The sequence below is a fragment of the Pararhizobium sp. LjRoot238 genome (assembly GCF_964252955.1).
Taxonomy (GTDB): domain Bacteria; phylum Pseudomonadota; class Alphaproteobacteria; order Rhizobiales; family Rhizobiaceae; genus Pararhizobium.
Genome location: NZ_CAXUPP020000001.1, coordinates 2,889,711 through 2,906,858 on the forward strand (window position 1 = coordinate 2,889,711; position 17,148 = coordinate 2,906,858).

Here is a 17,148-nt window from a genome sequence, read left to right on the forward strand (position 1 = left end):
AGCGGGCAAAATCCCATTCCGTCGGAGCAGTCTCTTTTATGGCACGTCAATTCATCTATCATATGTCCGGGCTGAACAAGGCCTACGGCACCAAGAAGGTGCTGGAGAATGTCAACCTCTCCTTTTACCCGGACGCCAAGATCGGTATCCTTGGCCCGAACGGCGCCGGTAAGTCGACCGTGCTGCGCATCATGGCCGGCCTCGACAAGGAATATACCGGCGAAGCCTGGGTCGCTGACGGTGCGACCGTCGGTTATCTGGCGCAGGAGCCGCAACTCGATCCGACCAAGACGGCGATGGAAAACGTCATGGAGGGCGTGGCAGACAAGACCGCCATCATCGAGCGCTACAACGAACTGATGATGAACTATTCCGACGAGACGGCGGACGAGGGCGCCAGGCTTCAGGACATCATCGACGGCCAGAACCTCTGGGATCTGGAAAACCAGGTCGAAATGGCGATGGACGCTCTGCGCTGCCCGCCCGGCGATTCCGACGTGACGAGCCTTTCGGGCGGCGAACGCCGCCGTCTGGCGCTCTGCAAGCTCTTGCTCTCCAAACCCGACCTGCTTCTGCTCGACGAACCGACGAACCATCTGGACGCCGAAACCATCGGCTGGCTGGAAAACCATCTGCGCCAGTATCCCGGCGCAGTGATGATGATCACCCACGACCGCTACTTCCTCGACAACGTGACGGGCTGGATCCTCGAACTCGACCGCGGTCGCAGCATTCCCTATGAGGGCAACTACTCGGCCTATCTGCTCGCCAAGGCCAAGCGCATGGAGCAGGAAAACCGCGAGGACGCCTCCCGCCGCAAGGTGATCAGCCGCGAGCAGGAATGGATCGCGTCCAGCCCCAAGGCCCGCCAGGCCAAGTCCAAGGCGCGTATCAAGGCCTATGACGAACTGGTCGATGCCGCTGACAAAATGCGTCTCGGCGATGCGCAGATCATCATTCCGATCGGCGAACGTCTTGGTCAGGTCGTCATTGAGGCTGAGAACATCACCAAGGGTTACGGCGATCGCGTGCTGATCGACGACCTGTCGATCAAGTTGCCGCCGGGCGGCATTGTCGGTGTCATCGGGCCGAACGGCGCCGGCAAGACGACCCTGTTCCGGATGATCACCGGTCAGGAGAAGCCGGACAGCGGCAGCTTCCGCGTCGGGGATTCCGTGAAGCTTGGCTATGTCGACCAGAGCCGCGATGCGCTGGATGGCAACAAGACCGTCTGGGAAGAGATTTCCGGCGGCGCCGAAGTCATCAGGCTCGGCAAGCTCGAAATGAACTCGCGCGCCTATTGCGGCGCCTTCAACTTCAAGGGCACGGACCAGCAGCAGAAAGTCGGCAATCTTTCCGGCGGTCAGCGCAACCGCGTTCACCTCGCCAAGATGCTGAAGGCCGGCGGCAACGTGCTGTTGCTCGACGAACCGACCAACGACCTCGATACCGAAACGCTGGCGGCGCTGGAAATTGCGCTGGAAAACTTCGCCGGCTGCGCCGTGATCATCAGCCACGACCGCATGTTCCTCGACCGTCTTGCCACGCATATCCTCGCCTTCGAAGGCGACAGCCATGTCGAATGGTTCGAGGGCAACTTCGAAGATTATGAGAAGGACAAGATCCGCCGCCTCGGCCCGGAATCGGTTAATCCGAGCCGCGTCAGCTACAAGCGTCTGACTCGCTAAAGGCCAGCCGCGCGGGGCCTTACAGGCGCCTCGTGATGCATGTAAATTGAAAGGCGGCTGGTGTGGCCGCCTTTTCCGTTTGTGGACGTTGTTCGGCACTGCGCCACATTTCATCTTGCGGCACTCGCGAAAATCACATAAACATATCTTTATGTGTTGATGAGGGTTGTGATGGCAAGAGATCAGGTGCTAGGACTGGACGCATTGGTGGACGTCCTCAAGGCAGCGGGAGAGCCGACGCGCATGCGTCTTCTCGCCCTGTTGGCTGCCGGCGACCTGACCGTCACCGATCTTACCGAAATTCTCGGTCAATCGCAGCCCCGAATTTCCCGCCACCTGAAACTGCTCGCCGAAGTCGCGCTGATCGATCGTTACCAGGAAGGTGCCTGGGCCTATTTTCGCCTGAGAGGCGAAGGGGCCGGCGTCGCGTTGGTGCGCGATCTGCTCGCCGCTTCCGACGTCTCCGATGCGGTGTTGACGCGGGATGGCGAGCGGCTGGCGGCGCTGAAGCAGGCGCGCTCGGAGAAGGCGCAGGCCTATTTCAGCCGCAATGCCGCCGAATGGGACGAATTGCGCCGCCTGCATGTCAGCGAGGCGGATGTCGAGGCTGCGCTGAAAAAGGTCGTCGGCACCGAACCGGTCGATGGGCTGCTCGATCTCGGCACCGGCACCGGCCGCATTCTGCAACTGTTCGAGGGGCTGTACCGGCGCGGCGTCGGCGTCGATGCCAGCCGTGACATGCTCGCCGTCGCCCGCGCCAATCTGGATCGGGCCGGCATCACCAAGGCATCGATCCGGCATGGCGATATCTTCAACCTGCCGCTGGATGGGCGCCAGTTCGATCTCGTGACCATCCATCAGGTTCTGCACTTCCTGCAGCAGCCGGAGGCGGCGATTGTGGAGGCTGCCCGCATGCTGTCGCCCGGCGGCCGGCTGGCGATCATCGATCTCGCTCCGCACACGCTGGAATATCTGCGCGACGAGCATGCCCATATGCGCCTCGGCTTTTCGCGCCAGACCATGGCGGAATGGCTGGAAAAGGCCGGGCTCAGTGTCGAAGAGGTCGTCGATCTCGCTCCGGAAAAGGACCGAGACCGGCAATTGACGGTTACCATATGGCTTGCCCGAGACCAGCGGCAGGCCGCCGCTGCCGATTTATCCGAGGGCGGTAAAACCCTTGCCTATGCCGGGAGGACATGACATGGCGATACACACCCTTTACCCGGCCGAACGCGGCAATCTCAGACTCTCGTTCGAATATTTCCCGCCAAAGAACGACGAGATGGAAACGCAGCTGTTCCAGACCGTCGAGGACCTCGCCGCCTTCAATCCGGCGTTCGTGACGATGACCTATGGCGCCGGCGGCTCCACCAAGGCGCGTTCCCTGACGGCCGTGCGGCGGATGATCCACGAGGCCGGCTTCCCGAACACGGCCGCGCACCTGACCTGCGTCGGCGCGGCCAAGGACGAGGTGGATGCGATCGTCAGCGAGTTCATCGACGGCGGCGTGCGGCATTTCGTGGCCTTGCGTGGCGACCCGCAGGGCGGGATCGGGGCACGCTACGAGCCCTTTCCCGGCGGTTATGAAAACGCGGCCGCGCTTGTCGCGGCGATCCGGGGCAGAGGCGATTTCGAGATTTCCGTGTCCGCCTATCCCGAAAAGCATCCCGAAAGCCCGGACGTCGCCACCGATATCGATATGCTGAAGCGCAAGGTCGACAGCGGCGCAACCCGCGCACTGACCCAGTTCTTCTTCGACAACAATGATTTCGAGCGCTATCTCGAGCGCGTCCGGCGTGCTGGTATCACCATCCCCGTCGTTCCGGGCATTCTGCCGATCAACAACCTGGCGCAGGTCAGCAAGTTTGCAGGATTGTGCGGGGCGCGGGTTCCGGAGGCGATTGTCACCCGGCTTGTCCATCTCGACGAGAGCCCGCAGGAACGCTTCAAGGAAGCGACCCATATCGCTGCCGAACAGATCGTTGATCTCGCCCGGCGCGGTATCCGCGATTTCCATGTCTACACGATGAACCGGTCGCCGCTTGTCGCCGCGGTCTGCGATCTCGTCGGATTCGAGCGGGACACGTCTGCGGCCATTCCGTCTCGTGCGGCGGGTGCCGCGGCCTGATACCAAGGATCGATGATAGGAACCCATAGGATGGCTCATGCTGGCCTTTCGGCTAGGCGCGTTTCGAAGAGCGATGCTTACGCATCGGTCGAGGGGCGCAACAACGCCAAAAGGCCAGCATGAGCCACCTGCGGTCGGCTTCTCTTCGCTTCCGGCGGCGTCGAGGCTCTTGCACGATGCATAAGCATCGTGGCTGCGAACCTCTCCTGGCCGGAAACGAAGATCGAGCCGATCCTATGGGCTCCTATCATCGATCCTTGGTATAAGCCTGACCGGATGGCGGCGCGCAACAGAAAAAGCCCTTGAGACCGGATGGTTTCAAGGGCTTTGTTTGTCTGGCAGCCTAGCTTCGCAGTGCTCGGTAGAGCGACTAACTTGCTCGATCCTGCTGCAATTGGTTTACGGTATTATAGTCCTTTTTTACCGATTGGACTGTTCGTCTGCCGTTTTCAGATGAAAAGCATGGTTGCTACGAAAACGAACGCTGCACTTATCATGAGGACATTCAACGAATGTGTAATTCCCATAATCGGCCCTCCTTGCGTTAACGCACGAAACATAGGGTGAAAATGTCACGGTTGAAAGGAAAAGTTATGCTGCGGTGCAGTAGCTGAAGCCCGAAAAATGGTTATGCACAGGTTTAACCATCTGATTAAAAGAGATTTTACGTGCTGCCACATTTTTTTCACAATGTCTTCGATCTGGTTAATGTGACGCACTGAAATGCGTTGTGAGTGGCCGAATAGACACGTTCGCGGTTCTTGCGGACAATTCCGATTCCTCTATTTTCAGGTTCGACGGCTAGGCAGGATGCGGCCGTCGAGAACGACCAGTCCGACGGCTATCAGTAGCATGCCGGCGACGTCTGTCGGTTCAAGTGTTTCCCCAAGGAACAGGAAACCGAGCAGGATTGCGCTTGGCGGCACCAGTAGCGTCACCAGCGAGGTGTTCGTTGCGCCCGCGCGGCTCATGATGTGGAAGAACAGGATATAGCCGTAGGCAGTGGACAGCAGCGCCAGGGCAAGGACGGCGAGAACCGAGGTCATCGGCGGAACCGGCAGCTGCCAGGGCGTGTCGATGATCAGGGAGAGCGGCAACATGATCAGCGTCGACGCGGTCAGCTGTCCCGCTGCGGTCACGGGCGCCGCAAGCCCCCTGAAGCGCTTGCCGTAGGTCGCCGCGAGACCATAGCTGATCGCTGCGATGACCGGGAAGAGCAGCGCCCACAAGGGAATATTGCTGCCCGATTGCATCAGCCCGGGCAGGGCGCTCGGGCCGATCAGCACGGCCGTTCCGGCAAGGCCAAGCAGGCAGCCGGCGATCTTGGAAACGCTCAATTTCTCGTCATGGGTCAGCGCATTGGCGATCAAAACGGTCCAGACCGGTGTCGTTGCGTTGAGGATGGCTGCGAGGCCGGCACCTATCTGCGTCTGGCCGAGAAAGATGAACGTATGCGGGATGGCGTTGTTGATCAGCCCGAGCAGCAGGAATTGCGGCCAGCGGGCCTTGAGTTCGCGGTAGATGTCGTAGCGTCCGAAGACATAGATGTGCAGGGCCAGCGCGGCGAGCGCCACCCGCAATAGAACGAGGGTAAAGGCCGGCACATGCTGGATGGCGATGCGCGCGAAGAAGAATGAACCGCCCCAGATCAGCCCGAGCAGCGCCAGAAGGCCCCAGGTGGCAAGTGTCATCCGATGCTGCAGACCATCCGTTTTTGCGTGCATGCGACTTGACCTTCCCCTGCCTCATTCGGAACATAACGAGGGTTATGGCTTGGCGTGGGATTCATCCACCCGATTCTTGAACTTAGCCCATCGACATGAAGGACGATCTGCTGGAGCCTCTAACGACACAATCCATCACTGCCGCCGCGCATGAGGGCCAGGGGCTTATTCCCATCGCGATCGTCGTGGCGGTCGCAGCGCTTCTGGGACTGGGCTTCCTGCGTCTGCGACAGCCGCCGCTGGTAGGCTTCATCCTGGCGGGCGTTGCCCTCGGGCCGACCGGATTCGGCTTCATCTCCTCGAGCGGCAACGTCACGCTGCTTGCCGAGATGGGCGTCGTCGTGCTGTTGTTCTTCATCGGCATGGAACTCTCGATCAAGGCCTTCGTGCTCAGCCTGCGCCAAGCGCTGCTCGTCGCAGGCGGTCAGGTTATCGCCGCCATCCTGGCCGCCGGGCTGATTGCCTTGATTACCGGGGCAAGCCTCGCAGAAGGGCTGATCCTCGGTTTCGTCATCGCCATGTCGTCCACCGTCGTTGCCATGAAGATGCTCGAGGACATGGGCGAATTGCGCAGCGAAACCGGCCGGATCGCCGTTGGCGTGCTGATTGCCCAGGACATCGCGGTCGTGCCGATGTTGATCCTGGTCTCGAGCCTGGGCGGCGAGGAGACGCGCATCGGCACGATCGCAGTCAAGATGCTGATCGCCATTGCCATTCTCGCCGCTTTGCTGTGGTGGTTCGGCCGGCACGGGAAACTCAGGATTCCCTTCAGCGAGGCGGTCGAGGACAAGGTCGAAATTCTGGCGCTGGGTGCGCTCGCCGTCTGTTTCGGCGCCGCGTCGGTTTCCGGTCTTGCCGGCATGTCGCCAGCCTATGGCGCCTTCCTGTCCGGCATCGTGATTGGCAATTCCACCCTGCGCAGCCGCGTCATCCCGGTGATCGAGCCAATCCAGAGTGTTTTGCTGGTGGTCTTCTTCCTGTCGATCGGGCTGTTGATCGACCTGACCTTCATCGGCGAGAATTTCTGGTCGGTGCTGAGTGCAGCGCTCATCGTCATCGCCGCCAAGACGGTGCTCAACATCTTCCTGCTGCGCAAGACCGGATCGACACCGCAGATCGCGCTGATCGCCGGCCTGTCGATGGCGCAGATCGGCGAATTCTCCTTCGTGCTGGCGGCTGCGGGCTTAAGCGCCGGGGTGCTGCAGTTCGATACCTACAAGGTCGCGATTGCCGTCACCGCCGTCACGCTTCTGGTATCGCCGCTGTGGGTCAGCATGATGCACCGGCTGGAGAACATCGCTTCCGAACATCTCTCGACCTACCGCAAGGCCTTTGCGATCGCCTATGCGCGTGAATTGAGCGAGGTCTCGAAAGGGGGAGCAGCGCTTGCGGACGCCCGCTGGTCGCTCAGGCTGCGGTATCGCGCCTTCCGGCTTGCCCGCCACCACCGGCGGCAGGCGCGTTTGCACGATGAGCGCGAGGCAGACGTCAAAGAGCGTTGAGAACGGCTTCCGTCGCCCAGCCGTCAGCAGGCAGGCCGAGGCGCAGCTGTTCCTTCTGCAGCGCGGCGCGCGTACCGGAACCGAGGATGCCATCGATCTTGCCGACATCGTGGCCCATGGTCTGCAGCTTCGCCTGCAGGGCCTTCATGTTTTCGTCGCTCAGACCCTGTTCAGGGGTGCGGCTCTCATAGGGCGGTGCGCCGGCAAGGCGGGTGGCGAAATAGGCGGCCGAAGTCGTGTAGATGAACGACTGGTTCCATTCGAGATAGATGTTGAAGTTCGGATAGGTCATGAAGGCGACGCCGTGGCGCCCCTGCGGGATGACGATTGACGCAGCGAGCTGAGCGAACGCGGTGCTGCCGTCGCGCGGCTTGACGCCGAGTGCGAACCAGTCGCCGGCGGTCATGCCGGACTGCAGCCCGGTCTTCTCCCAGGGCAGGTTCTCCGGCAGGATAACTTCCTGGATCCAGGGCTGGCCGGCCGTGAAACCGAGGCTCTTGATGAACTTCGCGGCCGTCAGGATCGCATCCGGCGAGCTTTGCTTGAGGTTCACATGGCCGTCGCCATCGCCGTCGACGCCCTGAGCGATGATATCTTCGGGCAGCATCTGCACCTGTCCGATTTCACCGGCCCAGGCGCCCGTGGTCGTTGCCGGATCAAGATCGCCGTGTTGGACCATCTCGATTGCGGCGATCAGCTGTGGGCGGAACATTTCCGGGCGGCGGCAGTCATGCGCCAGCGTGACGAGCGCGTTGCGGGTATTGAAATCCCCCTGAACGGCGCCGAAATCCGTCTCCATCGCCCAGAACGCCGTGATCACCGGAGCTGGAACGCCGAATTCCCTTTCCGCTTGTTCGAAGACGGCGGCATATTCCTTCATCTTCTTCGCGCCCATATCCAGACGCGCCTTGCTGACGGTGCGCTGGGAAAATTCGGTGAAGCTCTGCTTGAAGACGCCCTGCGCCCGGTCGCGGCCCAGCACCTTCTCGGAAATCGCCGCACCGGCGAGCGCGCGGTCGACTGCTTCTGCCGGGATACCCTTGGCGATCGCCTCGGTCTTGACGCCTTGAAGGAAGGAAGCGAGGTCGCCGCCGCAGGGTGCAGCAGGCGCCGCCGCTTGTTGCGCAAGGGCAGACGAGGTCAAAAGGGTGAGAAATCCGATCGAAAGAACGGAGCGCAGTGTGCCGCGTGTCATCGCAAATCCTTGTTGTCAGGCCGGAACCGGCCGGATGCGCCCGAAAAACGGGCTGCCACGGTTTGGGAGAAAGTATGAGAGTGGCTGTCGCACGGCAATGGGGCGGAAAGAAGAAAACGCCCTTTTTTAGTGGCTCAATTCTCGACCTGTTCGCGCGCTTTCGAAACGGCCGCCACCCAGTTTTTCCAGTTTTTGGGCGATCCCGCGAAGACGTTGATGTCGGCACTGCCGTCAATGCCGGGGATGACGCCCGTGCTGGTATATTGCCAGAAGGCCCAGCGGCGCTCCGGGTAGATCTCCGTCGGGTGCTTGGCGACCGAACGAACCCAGAAATGATAGTCGTTGAACTGGCCGACAAGATTGTCGCGGTGGAAATCGACCGAGGTGTAGATGATCGGGCGCTTGCCGTAATGCTGTTCCAGCCGGTCCATGAAGCGCTTCATTTCGGTCTGCACAGTCAGCGGCGAGGGCCGGTAGCGGCAGGTCTTCGATTCGCCGTTCCATTCGACATCGACAACCGGCGGCAGATAGACGGCGCTCTTCGGCACATTGGCGATGAACCAGTCGGCCTGCTGATCGGCCGTCGAGCAGAAATAGTAGAAATGATAGGGCGCATAGGGCAGGCCGGCGGCGCGCGCGCGCTGCCAGTATTCGTTGAACCGCGCGTCTACCCTATCCTTACCCTCCGTCGCCTTGATGAAGGCGAACGAAACCCCGGATCCCTTCACCTTGACCCAGTCGACGTCGCCCTGCCACTTCGAGACATCGACGCCGTGGATATTGTGATTATACGGCGTACGCGCGCCGAAATCCTGCGGATCCTTGTCCTGGAACTTGGGCGGGATCGATGCGGTGGAGACGAGGTCGTAATCTGTCGACGTACAGCCGGAAAGAAGCGTCACAATAGGCAGAAGAGCCAGGAATAGCCGGCGCATGAGGTTCCCGTTCTGAAACGATCGACGATGCTGCCCCACACGATGATATCCGCTGATGTGAATCCCCCGGGAGGCGTGAACCTCATTTTCACCATATCATCGTAAAAATTGAGTTAGTTTCAAGCTGCAATTGTCAAAGCTGCACCTCAGACCCGAAAGTAGCCACGGGGCTGTGGTCGATCCGGCTTTAGAGCGGGATCGTTACGCGGAGCTTGCGCCGGCTTAATTCGATGAGCGAGTGTAAGTGAAAAGCCAGGCATAGCCGCGGCCGATCGGCCGGAACTCGACCGTGTCGCCGAGCTGTGTGGCCTTGCCGTTGAGCACTGTTACCATCGTCTTGCGCGGCGTCACATGAAAGCGTTTCAACCAGGCCTGGAGCCCGCGCTGGAACAGGCGCGGCAGGCGTTCCTGCTGGCCGAAATCGGCGATATGGAGCGAGCCGCCGGGATTGAGCGCTGAAATCGCCGCGTCGATCGCCTTCTCCCAATCCGGGATCATCGAAAGCGCATAGGAAATGACGATGCGGTCAAAGCCGGTTTCGCCGAATTCCGAAGGCTGGAAATCAGTCGCGTCGGCGACACGCAGAACCGTCCTTGTGCGCCCGGGCCTACCCAGTTTCGCCTCGGCCGAAACGAGCATTTCAGCAGAGATGTCGAGCCCGAACAGACGCGCTTGCGGAAACCGCCGTCCGATCAGCGCCAGGTTGCGGCCGGTGCCGCAGCCAACTTCGAGCACGCTGCCGCCGGTCGGAGCATCAAGCTCCCGGATCAGCGTATCGCGGCCGAAGAGATAATACTTGCGGGTCAGATCGTAGAAATGCCGCTGCGTGCGGTACATCCGGTCCATGCGCTCGGCATGGGTGGTGTTTACGCCGGTATCGATCGCCGTCATGCCGCTTTCCCGTAGATATGGAAGCCGCCGTAAATGGCGGAGCGATCCTTGAGGTTGAGCGCCTGCGACTTGTCCGCATCGTAGTGCCACTGGCCGAGCAGGGCCTGCGATACGCGACCTTCCAGGATGCTGGCTTCGGCCGCGGTGCGGAAAATCACGACCGCACCTTCTGCCGACGTCCGGGTAATTTCGGTCCACAGATCATTGAGCTGGCGGTCGCTCATCCAATCCTGCGCATCGAGCAGAACGTAGCGATCGACAGACCCGGCCGGCTTCTTCGCCAGAAGTTCGGTGAAGCTGGCGTGGTGCACATGGACGCGCTCGGCATTGTTGCGGATCGTCTCGTGGCGGCTGGCCTGCAGGTAGACCGGCAGTTTGCCTTCATGCGGCATCGGATAGCGGCGCGCGAAAGCCTGCCAGGCGAAATAGTTTTCCTTCAGCGGGAAATGGCAGGAGAGCTTTTCCAGACGCTGGCGCAGCACGCCTGCCAGCGATTTTTCGTCGCTGAGGCTGGCAAGCTCGTCGAACTGTTGCGGCGGAATGCCAAGCCCGAACAGCGAGCTCTTGCGGCTGGTGATCCAACGAATGACCGGGCGGTCGAACAGGGGTGCCAGCCGCTCGTCGAAGAACTGGCGCTGTTCACGCATCGAGCGGGCATTGGCAAGCTCGCTCGGATCGATGCCGTGCAACCGAGCCAGGAGATGACCGAGACCGATGAAGCGGCCAAGCAGGCCGGTGCGATAGATGTTCTTGCCGAAAACCCGGATGCGGCGCTGACCCGTCAGGCCGCGGCCGTTCCAGTATTTCCGCGTCGCATTGTCGAGCTTGGGTGCGATGAACATATCGAAGGCCTGCACATTGCTGGCAATATCATGCCGGGCAAGGAAGCGGACGATGTCGGCATGGCCGGGCAGATGCCGGAAGGCAGCGAGCTTCAGTCGGTTGAGCGCGATGTGATGCGGATTGAGATCGACGACGTCGATGCGCTCGGGTGCCGCGGAGAGGTAGGCGAGCATGTTGCAGCCGCCGGAGCCGATGGTGACGATGTGGTGTTCCGGCCGGATTTGCATGGCCTCCATGTCGACAGCCGGGTCCTCCCAGATCTGCGGATAGACGAGACCGGTGAAAAGCAATCCGAAAAGCCGTTCCGACAAACCGTCGACTGTCAGTGCCTTGTGCTGGATCAGAGCGGTTTTAAGCTTGCGGTTCTTTTTGCCATAGCCTGCATCGGGGGCGAGATCGGTCATGTCAGCCTGCCATCTGTTGAAGTTGGGACGAGCTTCTAAGACGAGTCCGCTACATTTTGATGACGGACGGCCGATACAACTTCTCATCCAACTCGGAGACACCTTTGAGGTTTCGACCACGGTCGAGGGGGTCGAGACCGAGGGGCAGGTGGAATTCGTGCGGGCGCTCGGAGCCTCTGAAGCCCAGGGTTTCCTCATTTCCGGCCCGGTTTCAGCAGAGGATGCGATCGCCATTTTGCGGTGCGAACCGGCCAAGGTTGCGGCGCGATCAATAGGTTAGAAACATTTCTCGCACCAAAGTGATCGCCATAAACCCTTCCTAAAGACATGGAATCCTGTTTTTGTGGCGGTGGCGAAGCAGGGGCGATGCGTATGCGCAGAAGATTGTTATGGCTCGCGGGCGCGGTGCCCGTTGCCGTTGCGGCGATTGCCGGCTGGCTTGTGGTCATGCCGCCCGAACTGCTGCGCGTCGGCGATGGCTATGCCGCCAAGATCGTCTGCTCGAATGTTTTCATAGCCGGCCGCGACGCCGATGCGGTGCTCGCAGAAGACGTTCAGGCGCCCGGGAATCCTCTCTTGCGCCTTGTGCACATATCGGTCGATGAAACCCGCAAGGCGGTCACCGCCCGCATGTTCGGCTTTGCGGCTCCGGGCCATGCGATCTACCGCGAAGGTCTCGGATGCACCAATGTCACCGAGGGCGAGTTCGCGGCGTTTCCCGGCAACCGGCAGTTTCGCCGCAGGCCGCCGCAATCGGATGAGGGCAACCCCTGGCCCGACGGCAGCGGCACGAACGTCAATCCTGCGGTGCAGACGCTTCTGACGGATCCGCAGCTTACCGGGCCCGGCATGCGCGCCATCGTTGTCATCAAGGACGGCAGGATCATTGCGGAAAGCTATGGCGAAGGTTTCAACAGCGGGACGCCGCTGCTCGGCTGGTCGATCACCAAGTCGGTAACGGCAGCGCTGGTCGGCTTGCGAATCAGGGACGGGCAGATGGCGCTCGATCGAGCGGAACTTCTGCCGCAATGGCGAAACGATCCGCGCAACCGGATAAAGCTCGGCGATCTTCTGGCCATGCAGAGCGGTCTTCAATTTAACGAGGACTATGGCGATGTGACCGACGTCACGCGGATGCTGTTCCTCGAGGGTGACATGGCGAATTTCTCGGCCTCGAAACCGCTCGAGGCGCAGCCGGGCGAACGCTTCAGCTATTCCAGCGGCACGTCGACGATTCTTTCGCGGCTCTGGATGGATACCTTCGGCAGCATCCGCGAGGCTCTTACCTTTCCGCGCGCGGCCCTGTTCCGGCCGCTTGGCATGACGAGCGCGGTGCTGGAACCGGATGCGCACGGCACTTTCGTCGGCTCTTCCTACATGTATGCGACGGCGCGGGACTGGGCCCGGTTCGGCCTCTTCCTGCTGCAGAACGGCAGTTGGAACGGCGAGCAGATCCTGCCGCCGGACTTTGTTGCCTTCATGCGCACACCGACGAAGGCATCAAGCGGACGCTATGGGGCAGGGCATGTCTGGACGAAGTTCGGAAAGGTTGACGGCCCGCCGTTGCCTGCGGATGCCTACTGGCTGCAGGGCCATGACGGGCAGACCGTGATGCTGGTCCCGTCGCTCGACCTTGCCGTCGTTCGCCTCGGGCTCACGCCGTCAAGCTCGGGCTATGACGTGCGCATACTGGAGGCGAAAATAGTTGAGGCGGTCGATTGACCGCCCCTGAAGAAATCCGGTGATATTGGCTGACTGAGAGGCTTTATTTCATGCCCAGCGTTTCAAGCAGGCCCTTGCGCTTGGCGTGGTAATAATAGCCGCTGGCATAGAGCTTGACGGCGCCGTCGTTCTGGTTATCGGCCACCATCCAGGCGCCGGCCAGATACTTCGTCGCATATTTAAGGTTGGTCTCGGCGTCGAAGAGGCCCTCGGCCGGGCCTTCGTAGCCAAGGCCCCTGGCCGTGTTGTAGCGGATCTGCATCAGGCCGTAATTGCCGGCGTGATAGGCGCGCGGATTGTAGGTGCTTTCGCGTTTCACGACGCGATGCACCAGCTCTTCCGGAACATTGTTGAGTTTGGCGTAGTATGCGATCAGGCGATCAAGCTCAGGACGCGAGCTGGTCGGCTTTTCGGCCCCAGTCAGCGACGCCAGCATGTCCTTGGCACTGCCAAGTGCGGCCGCCGCCATCGAGGGTTTCTGCACGGGCACGATCATGCGCTTGGCGACCAAGGTCTCGAGGCCAACCGGTTCGCCGGTGTCGAAATCCGATTCCATCGCGGCCATCATCATGCCTTCGGGGATCTGTGGAGACAGGGCAGTCGCGGTCTGGCCGGCGGTCGGCGGGACCATCGCGTTCGCCGTTTGCGGCAGAGCGGCCTGTGCCGTCGCCGATGCCTGAGGGGTGACGAGCGGATTTGCCGTCGGGACGGCTACGGCTTCTTGAGCGGTAGCCGGGATACCTTCGTTGTTGGCGCCGACCGGCGTTGCCGACGGATTCTCGCCGGGCTTCATCATCGCTGTTTCGGCCGCCAGCGCTGCGGCCGTCGCGGTCGCTGCGCCATCCGGGGTCGGCAGAGCGTAAGCCGTCATTTCCGTTCCGGGCTTTGGCAGCGGCGTCACCGTCTGCACCGCCATCAACTGTTCCATCGGCGTTCGCTCGACGCTCGAACAACCGCTCGCAAGTGCCACCGAGACTAGAGCACAGGCCGTAACAGCCGGTTTTGAAACGGAAAAACGGAAATTAGCCATGCTGTCGCTTTCGTGCTGTCAGGCCCCGCAGCCCTCGCAAATCAGCAGCCAAAAGCCGCCATGTGCAAAACTTCATTAACTCATGGGGCAGGGAACCGCAAGCACGGGACGCCTTTTCAGGCGCCGGCACGCCGCAGGCCCGCCGTCAGCAGGCCTGCGCCGATCAGCAGCGAGCCGCCCGTCCGGTTGACGATGGCCTGAACCTTCGGCTTTCGAATCGTTTTGCGGGCGACTGAGGCCATCAGCGCATAGGCAGCTGCGTTGACAGTGGCGAGCACCAGAAATGTCGTTTCGAAGATCAGCATCTGGTTGAACAGCGGACGGCTGAGATCGAGGAACTGCGGCAGGAAGGCGACGAAGAAGACAATGCTTTTCGGGTTTAGCGCCGTGACGACATAGGTGTGCAGGAAAATCCGCAAAGGCCGCTCGGCCGGAGCCGCCATCGTCCCGTCCGTGGCCTCGGCCGCGATCGGCGTGCGCCACAGCTTGATGCCGAGCCAGATGAGATAGGCGGCGCCCACCCACTTCAGAACCGTGAAAATCGCAGCCGAAGTGGCGAGCAGCGCACCAAGGCCGAGCATCGAGGCGGTCATTGCCGTGAAATCGCCAAGAGCGACACCGGCAACCGTTGCGCTCGCAACCTTGCGTCCGTGCCCAAGCGCGTAGGAGATCACCAGCAGAATGGTCGGGCCGGGAATCGCAAGCAGGATGGACGAGGCGACGACGAAGGCCAGCCAATGTTCGATCGACATGAAAAAAGGCTCCGTTTGGACGTGGCGTTCCATCGAGGAAGCCATGCGCAAACGGAGCCGTCAATAGGCCTTGTCAGCAGGGAATCAGTGGGCCGGGGACCACTTCTGGCCGATAACATCCATCACGTCGCCGAACCACTTCACCGACGTATCGAAATGCTTGCCGCCGCGGATGCGCGGGAATTCGATCGTGCGGAGCTTGCCGCCCTGATCCTCGTCGTGGCCGGTGACGCCGGAGACCTTGTTCAGCGCGCTTTCGACGGCGAGATCGACCATGCCCTGGATAAGGCGCAGATCGTCCACGTTGGCAGGCGCCGAGCGGGCGTAGTAGCCGGATTTCTGCACCATCGAGCGTTCGGCGCCGAGAAGGGCTGCGAACTGTTTGGAGAACCAGCCGCCGACATTGATCGTGTCGATCTTCACATGGCCGAACGCGTCGCGCTTGACAGATTCACCAGCCGCTTCCCGTTCGGCGACGACGGCGTCGAGGCAGGCGCCTTCGCTGACGAACAGCGTCACGAAACCCGCCTTGTCCATCGTGGCGCGCAGCCGGTCGGCTTCTGCTTCGATATTGAAGGCGGTTTCGGGCAGGTAGAGGCCATCGATGTTCTTCATCTTGGCATTCATCATGAAGCCGTCGACGAATTCCTTGTCGTCGGTCATCTGGATATAGGCGCGGGCGGTTGCAGCCGTCAGCCAGCCGCAGTGACGGCCCATGACTTCATGGACGACCAGCGTGCGCGGGGCAGCGCTCTGTTCGTTGCTGACATGATCAAAGAACTTCGCGCCGTATTCGGCCGCCGTCCAGGCGCCGAGCGACTGACGAATCGGCACCACGTCGTTATCGACGGTCTTCGGCAGGCCGACGACGGTCAGGTCGTGGCCATTGGCGCCAAGATAGGCGGCGAGATCGGCTGCCGTTGTGTTGGTGTCGTCACCGCCGATCGTGTGCAGAATAGTGATTCCATCGGCAGCGAGTTGCTCGGCAGCGACCCGCAAGGGGTTCTGGCCTTCCTTGACCAGGCCGCGCTTGACGCAGTCTGCGGCGTTGGTGAGCTTCACGCGGCTGTTGCCGATCGGCGAACCGCCGTGGCGGTGCAGGATGTGGGCTTTCTCGCGCATGTCGCGGGTGATTTCGATCCGGTCGGCAAGCAGCAGGCCCTGATAGCCGGAACGATAGGCGACGAGTTCGATATCTGGAGAAATGTCGGTGTAGCGTCCGATCAGGCCACCGACGGCGGAGGACAGGCAGGGGGCGAGGCCGCCTGCGGTCAGCATTGCAACTTTCTGTTTGGGCATGAATTTCTCCTCGGGATTTCGGCAAGATCGTCGGAGGTCTCTCTAGCGCAATTCCCATGGAAGTTAAATGACACGCCGCCAGTTAGGCAACTGGACAGTTGTTATGCGATGCGCGCCTTTCGGCCGAGCCAGACGATGACGGCAACTGCAACCGCAAAGCCGACCGTCGCCGGGCTGATGACTTCGCCGAGAAGCACCGCCGATACGGTGAGCGTGACAAAGGTCTGCAGGAGTTGCACCTGGGCGACGCGGGCAATGCCGCCGAGAGCCAGGCCGGCATTCCAGAAGACGAAGCCGCCGAACATCGACATCAGGCCGAGATAGGAGAGGGCGCCGAGTTCTGCATTGGAAGGCGCGTGAATGCCGTTTGCCGTCACCAGAAGCGTCGCGACGACCGATAGCGGCGAGGTGATGACAAGCGCCCAGGAAATCACTTCCCAGCCCGGGATGATGCGCGACACCTTGGCCGATAGCACATAGCCGAGAGAGGCGGTAACGGCGGCAAGGAATAGCCAGATGTTGCCAAGCTGCAGATGAAAGCCGCTTTCACGGACGGAGAAGAAGACCACCATGGCGGCACCGGCGAGACCATAGGCCCAGAAGGCCGCCCCCGGTCGCTCGCCGTCGACAAGCGCTGCGAAGATTGAAGTCAGGAGCGGCAGAAGGCCGAGAATCACGCCGCCATGGCTTGCCGGGATCGTCTGCATCGCAGTCGAGGAAAAGATCGGAAAACCATAGACCACGCAGATGCCGGCGCCGAGCAGCATCGCGCCCTGTCCCTTCGGCCAGCGTTTGCCGAGCATGAGCAGCGTCAGGCCCGCGGCGATCGTGGCGATGACGGCGCGGCCGAAGGTGATGAAGAAGGGGGAGAAGCCGCCGAGAGCGATATGCGTCATCGGCAAGGTTGCGCCAAAAATCGTGACGCCGATCAGGCCAAGGGCCATGCCCATGGCCTGCGGGTGGGTGGAAATGCGCATGAGAACTCCGGGAATGTTCAACTTTCGCTCGCATCCCGGCAGGATCAAAGTCAAATTC

Annotated in this window: 14 protein-coding genes; 5 read left to right on the forward strand and 9 right to left on the reverse strand. The window is 61.3% G+C overall.

The window, feature by feature from the left end; translation table 11 throughout:
* Positions 1-38 precede the first annotated feature (38 nt).
* The 3 genes from ettA to metF all read left to right on the forward strand — a co-directional run bounded on the left by ettA (position 39) and on the right by metF (position 3,816).
* Positions 39-1,688: an energy-dependent translational throttle protein EttA gene (ettA, locus tag ACSQ3F_RS14025; protein ID WP_436100777.1), complete on the forward strand. Its 1,650-nt coding sequence runs from the start codon at positions 39-41 to the stop codon at positions 1,686-1,688.
* A 171-nt stretch (positions 1,689-1,859) separates the two neighbouring features.
* Positions 1,860-2,888: an ArsR/SmtB family transcription factor gene (locus ACSQ3F_RS14030; protein WP_436100778.1), complete on the forward strand. Its 1,029-nt coding sequence runs from the start codon at positions 1,860-1,862 to the stop codon at positions 2,886-2,888.
* 1 nt (position 2,889) lies between these two features.
* On the forward strand, positions 2,890-3,816 hold the full coding sequence (metF, locus tag ACSQ3F_RS14035) for a methylenetetrahydrofolate reductase [NAD(P)H] (RefSeq protein WP_436100779.1): 927 nt from the start codon (positions 2,890-2,892) through the stop codon (positions 3,814-3,816).
* A 788-nt stretch (positions 3,817-4,604) separates the two neighbouring features.
* Here the strand turns inward: metF and ACSQ3F_RS14040 are convergent.
* Positions 4,605-5,540, reverse strand: a complete 936-nt coding sequence (locus ACSQ3F_RS14040; protein ID WP_436100780.1) for a DMT family transporter — start codon at positions 5,538-5,540, stop codon at positions 4,605-4,607.
* 95 nt (positions 5,541-5,635) lie between these two features.
* Between ACSQ3F_RS14040 and ACSQ3F_RS14045 the strand changes: the two genes are divergently transcribed.
* Positions 5,636-7,042: a cation:proton antiporter domain-containing protein gene (locus tag ACSQ3F_RS14045; protein ID WP_436100781.1), complete on the forward strand. Its 1,407-nt coding sequence runs from the start codon at positions 5,636-5,638 to the stop codon at positions 7,040-7,042.
* Here the strand turns inward: ACSQ3F_RS14045 and ACSQ3F_RS14050 are convergent.
* The 4 genes from ACSQ3F_RS14050 to ACSQ3F_RS14065 all read right to left on the reverse strand — a co-directional run bounded on the left by ACSQ3F_RS14050 (position 7,029) and on the right by ACSQ3F_RS14065 (position 11,310).
* On the reverse strand, positions 7,029-8,237 hold the full coding sequence (locus ACSQ3F_RS14050; protein WP_436100782.1) for a lytic murein transglycosylase: 1,209 nt from the start codon (positions 8,235-8,237) through the stop codon (positions 7,029-7,031). The two genes, ACSQ3F_RS14045 and ACSQ3F_RS14050, sit on opposite strands and share 14 nt — an antisense overlap.
* A gap of 134 nt (positions 8,238-8,371) precedes the next feature.
* Positions 8,372-9,172, reverse strand: coding sequence for a glycoside hydrolase family 25 protein (locus ACSQ3F_RS14055; RefSeq protein ID WP_436100783.1), 801 nt, complete (start codon positions 9,170-9,172; stop codon positions 8,372-8,374).
* Between the two features lie 222 nt (positions 9,173-9,394).
* Positions 9,395-10,063, reverse strand: coding sequence for a class I SAM-dependent methyltransferase (locus ACSQ3F_RS14060; RefSeq protein ID WP_436100784.1), 669 nt, complete (start codon positions 10,061-10,063; stop codon positions 9,395-9,397).
* Entirely contained in the window at positions 10,060-11,310 is a 1,251-nt protein-coding gene (locus tag ACSQ3F_RS14065) for a DUF3419 family protein (protein WP_436100785.1), read from the reverse strand. Before ACSQ3F_RS14065 ends, ACSQ3F_RS14060 begins: the two co-directional genes overlap by 4 nt.
* 372 nt (positions 11,311-11,682) lie before the next feature.
* Here ACSQ3F_RS14065 and ACSQ3F_RS14070 point away from each other — a divergent pair, with 372 nt between their 5' ends.
* Positions 11,683-13,032: a serine hydrolase domain-containing protein gene (locus ACSQ3F_RS14070; protein WP_436100786.1), complete on the forward strand. Its 1,350-nt coding sequence runs from the start codon at positions 11,683-11,685 to the stop codon at positions 13,030-13,032.
* Between the two features lie 43 nt (positions 13,033-13,075).
* Here the strand turns inward: ACSQ3F_RS14070 and ACSQ3F_RS14075 are convergent, their stop codons facing one another.
* From ACSQ3F_RS14075 to ACSQ3F_RS14090, 4 genes are all read right to left on the reverse strand, one after another.
* On the reverse strand, positions 13,076-14,062 hold the full coding sequence (locus ACSQ3F_RS14075; RefSeq protein WP_436100787.1) for a transglycosylase SLT domain-containing protein: 987 nt from the start codon (positions 14,060-14,062) through the stop codon (positions 13,076-13,078).
* Between the two features lie 116 nt (positions 14,063-14,178).
* On the reverse strand, positions 14,179-14,814 hold the full coding sequence (locus ACSQ3F_RS14080; RefSeq protein WP_436100788.1) for a LysE family translocator: 636 nt from the start codon (positions 14,812-14,814) through the stop codon (positions 14,179-14,181).
* 84 nt (positions 14,815-14,898) lie between these two features.
* Positions 14,899-16,113 carry a pyrophosphate--fructose-6-phosphate 1-phosphotransferase gene (locus ACSQ3F_RS14085; RefSeq protein ID WP_436100789.1) on the reverse strand — a complete coding sequence of 405 codons (1,215 nt, stop codon included), beginning with the start codon at positions 16,111-16,113 and terminating at the stop codon, positions 14,899-14,901.
* A gap of 101 nt (positions 16,114-16,214) precedes the next feature.
* Positions 16,215-17,090, reverse strand: coding sequence for a DMT family transporter (locus ACSQ3F_RS14090; protein ID WP_436100790.1), 876 nt, complete (start codon positions 17,088-17,090; stop codon positions 16,215-16,217).
* Positions 17,091-17,148 lie beyond the last annotated feature (58 nt).

Excerpts from the sequence above, each read along its gene's own strand:
- ACSQ3F_RS14075 (WP_436100787.1), bottom strand. The coding sequence starts at position 14,062 with ATGGCTAATTTCCGTTTTTCCGTTTCAAAACCGGCTGTTACGGCCTGT.
- ACSQ3F_RS14065 (WP_436100785.1), bottom strand. The coding sequence starts at position 11,310 with ATGACCGATCTCGCCCCCGATGCAGGCTATGGCAAAAAGAACCGCAAG.
- ACSQ3F_RS14060 (WP_436100784.1), bottom strand. The coding sequence starts at position 10,063 with ATGACGGCGATCGATACCGGCGTAAACACCACCCATGCCGAGCGCATG.
- metF (WP_436100779.1), top strand. The coding sequence starts at position 2,890 with ATGGCGATACACACCCTTTACCCGGCCGAACGCGGCAATCTCAGACTC.
- ACSQ3F_RS14085 (WP_436100789.1), bottom strand. The coding sequence starts at position 16,113 with ATGCCCAAACAGAAAGTTGCAATGCTGACCGCAGGCGGCCTCGCCCCC.
- ACSQ3F_RS14070 (WP_436100786.1), top strand. The coding sequence starts at position 11,683 with ATGCGCAGAAGATTGTTATGGCTCGCGGGCGCGGTGCCCGTTGCCGTT.
- ACSQ3F_RS14040 (WP_436100780.1), bottom strand. The coding sequence starts at position 5,540 with ATGCACGCAAAAACGGATGGTCTGCAGCATCGGATGACACTTGCCACC.
- ACSQ3F_RS14030 (WP_436100778.1), top strand. The coding sequence starts at position 1,860 with ATGGCAAGAGATCAGGTGCTAGGACTGGACGCATTGGTGGACGTCCTC.
- ettA (WP_436100777.1), top strand. The coding sequence starts at position 39 with ATGGCACGTCAATTCATCTATCATATGTCCGGGCTGAACAAGGCCTAC.
- ACSQ3F_RS14080 (WP_436100788.1), bottom strand. The coding sequence starts at position 14,814 with ATGTCGATCGAACATTGGCTGGCCTTCGTCGTCGCCTCGTCCATCCTG.
- ACSQ3F_RS14055 (WP_436100783.1), bottom strand. The coding sequence starts at position 9,172 with ATGCGCCGGCTATTCCTGGCTCTTCTGCCTATTGTGACGCTTCTTTCC.
- ACSQ3F_RS14045 (WP_436100781.1), top strand. The coding sequence starts at position 5,636 with ATGAAGGACGATCTGCTGGAGCCTCTAACGACACAATCCATCACTGCC.
- ACSQ3F_RS14090 (WP_436100790.1), bottom strand. The coding sequence starts at position 17,090 with ATGCGCATTTCCACCCACCCGCAGGCCATGGGCATGGCCCTTGGCCTG.
- ACSQ3F_RS14050 (WP_436100782.1), bottom strand. The coding sequence starts at position 8,237 with ATGACACGCGGCACACTGCGCTCCGTTCTTTCGATCGGATTTCTCACC.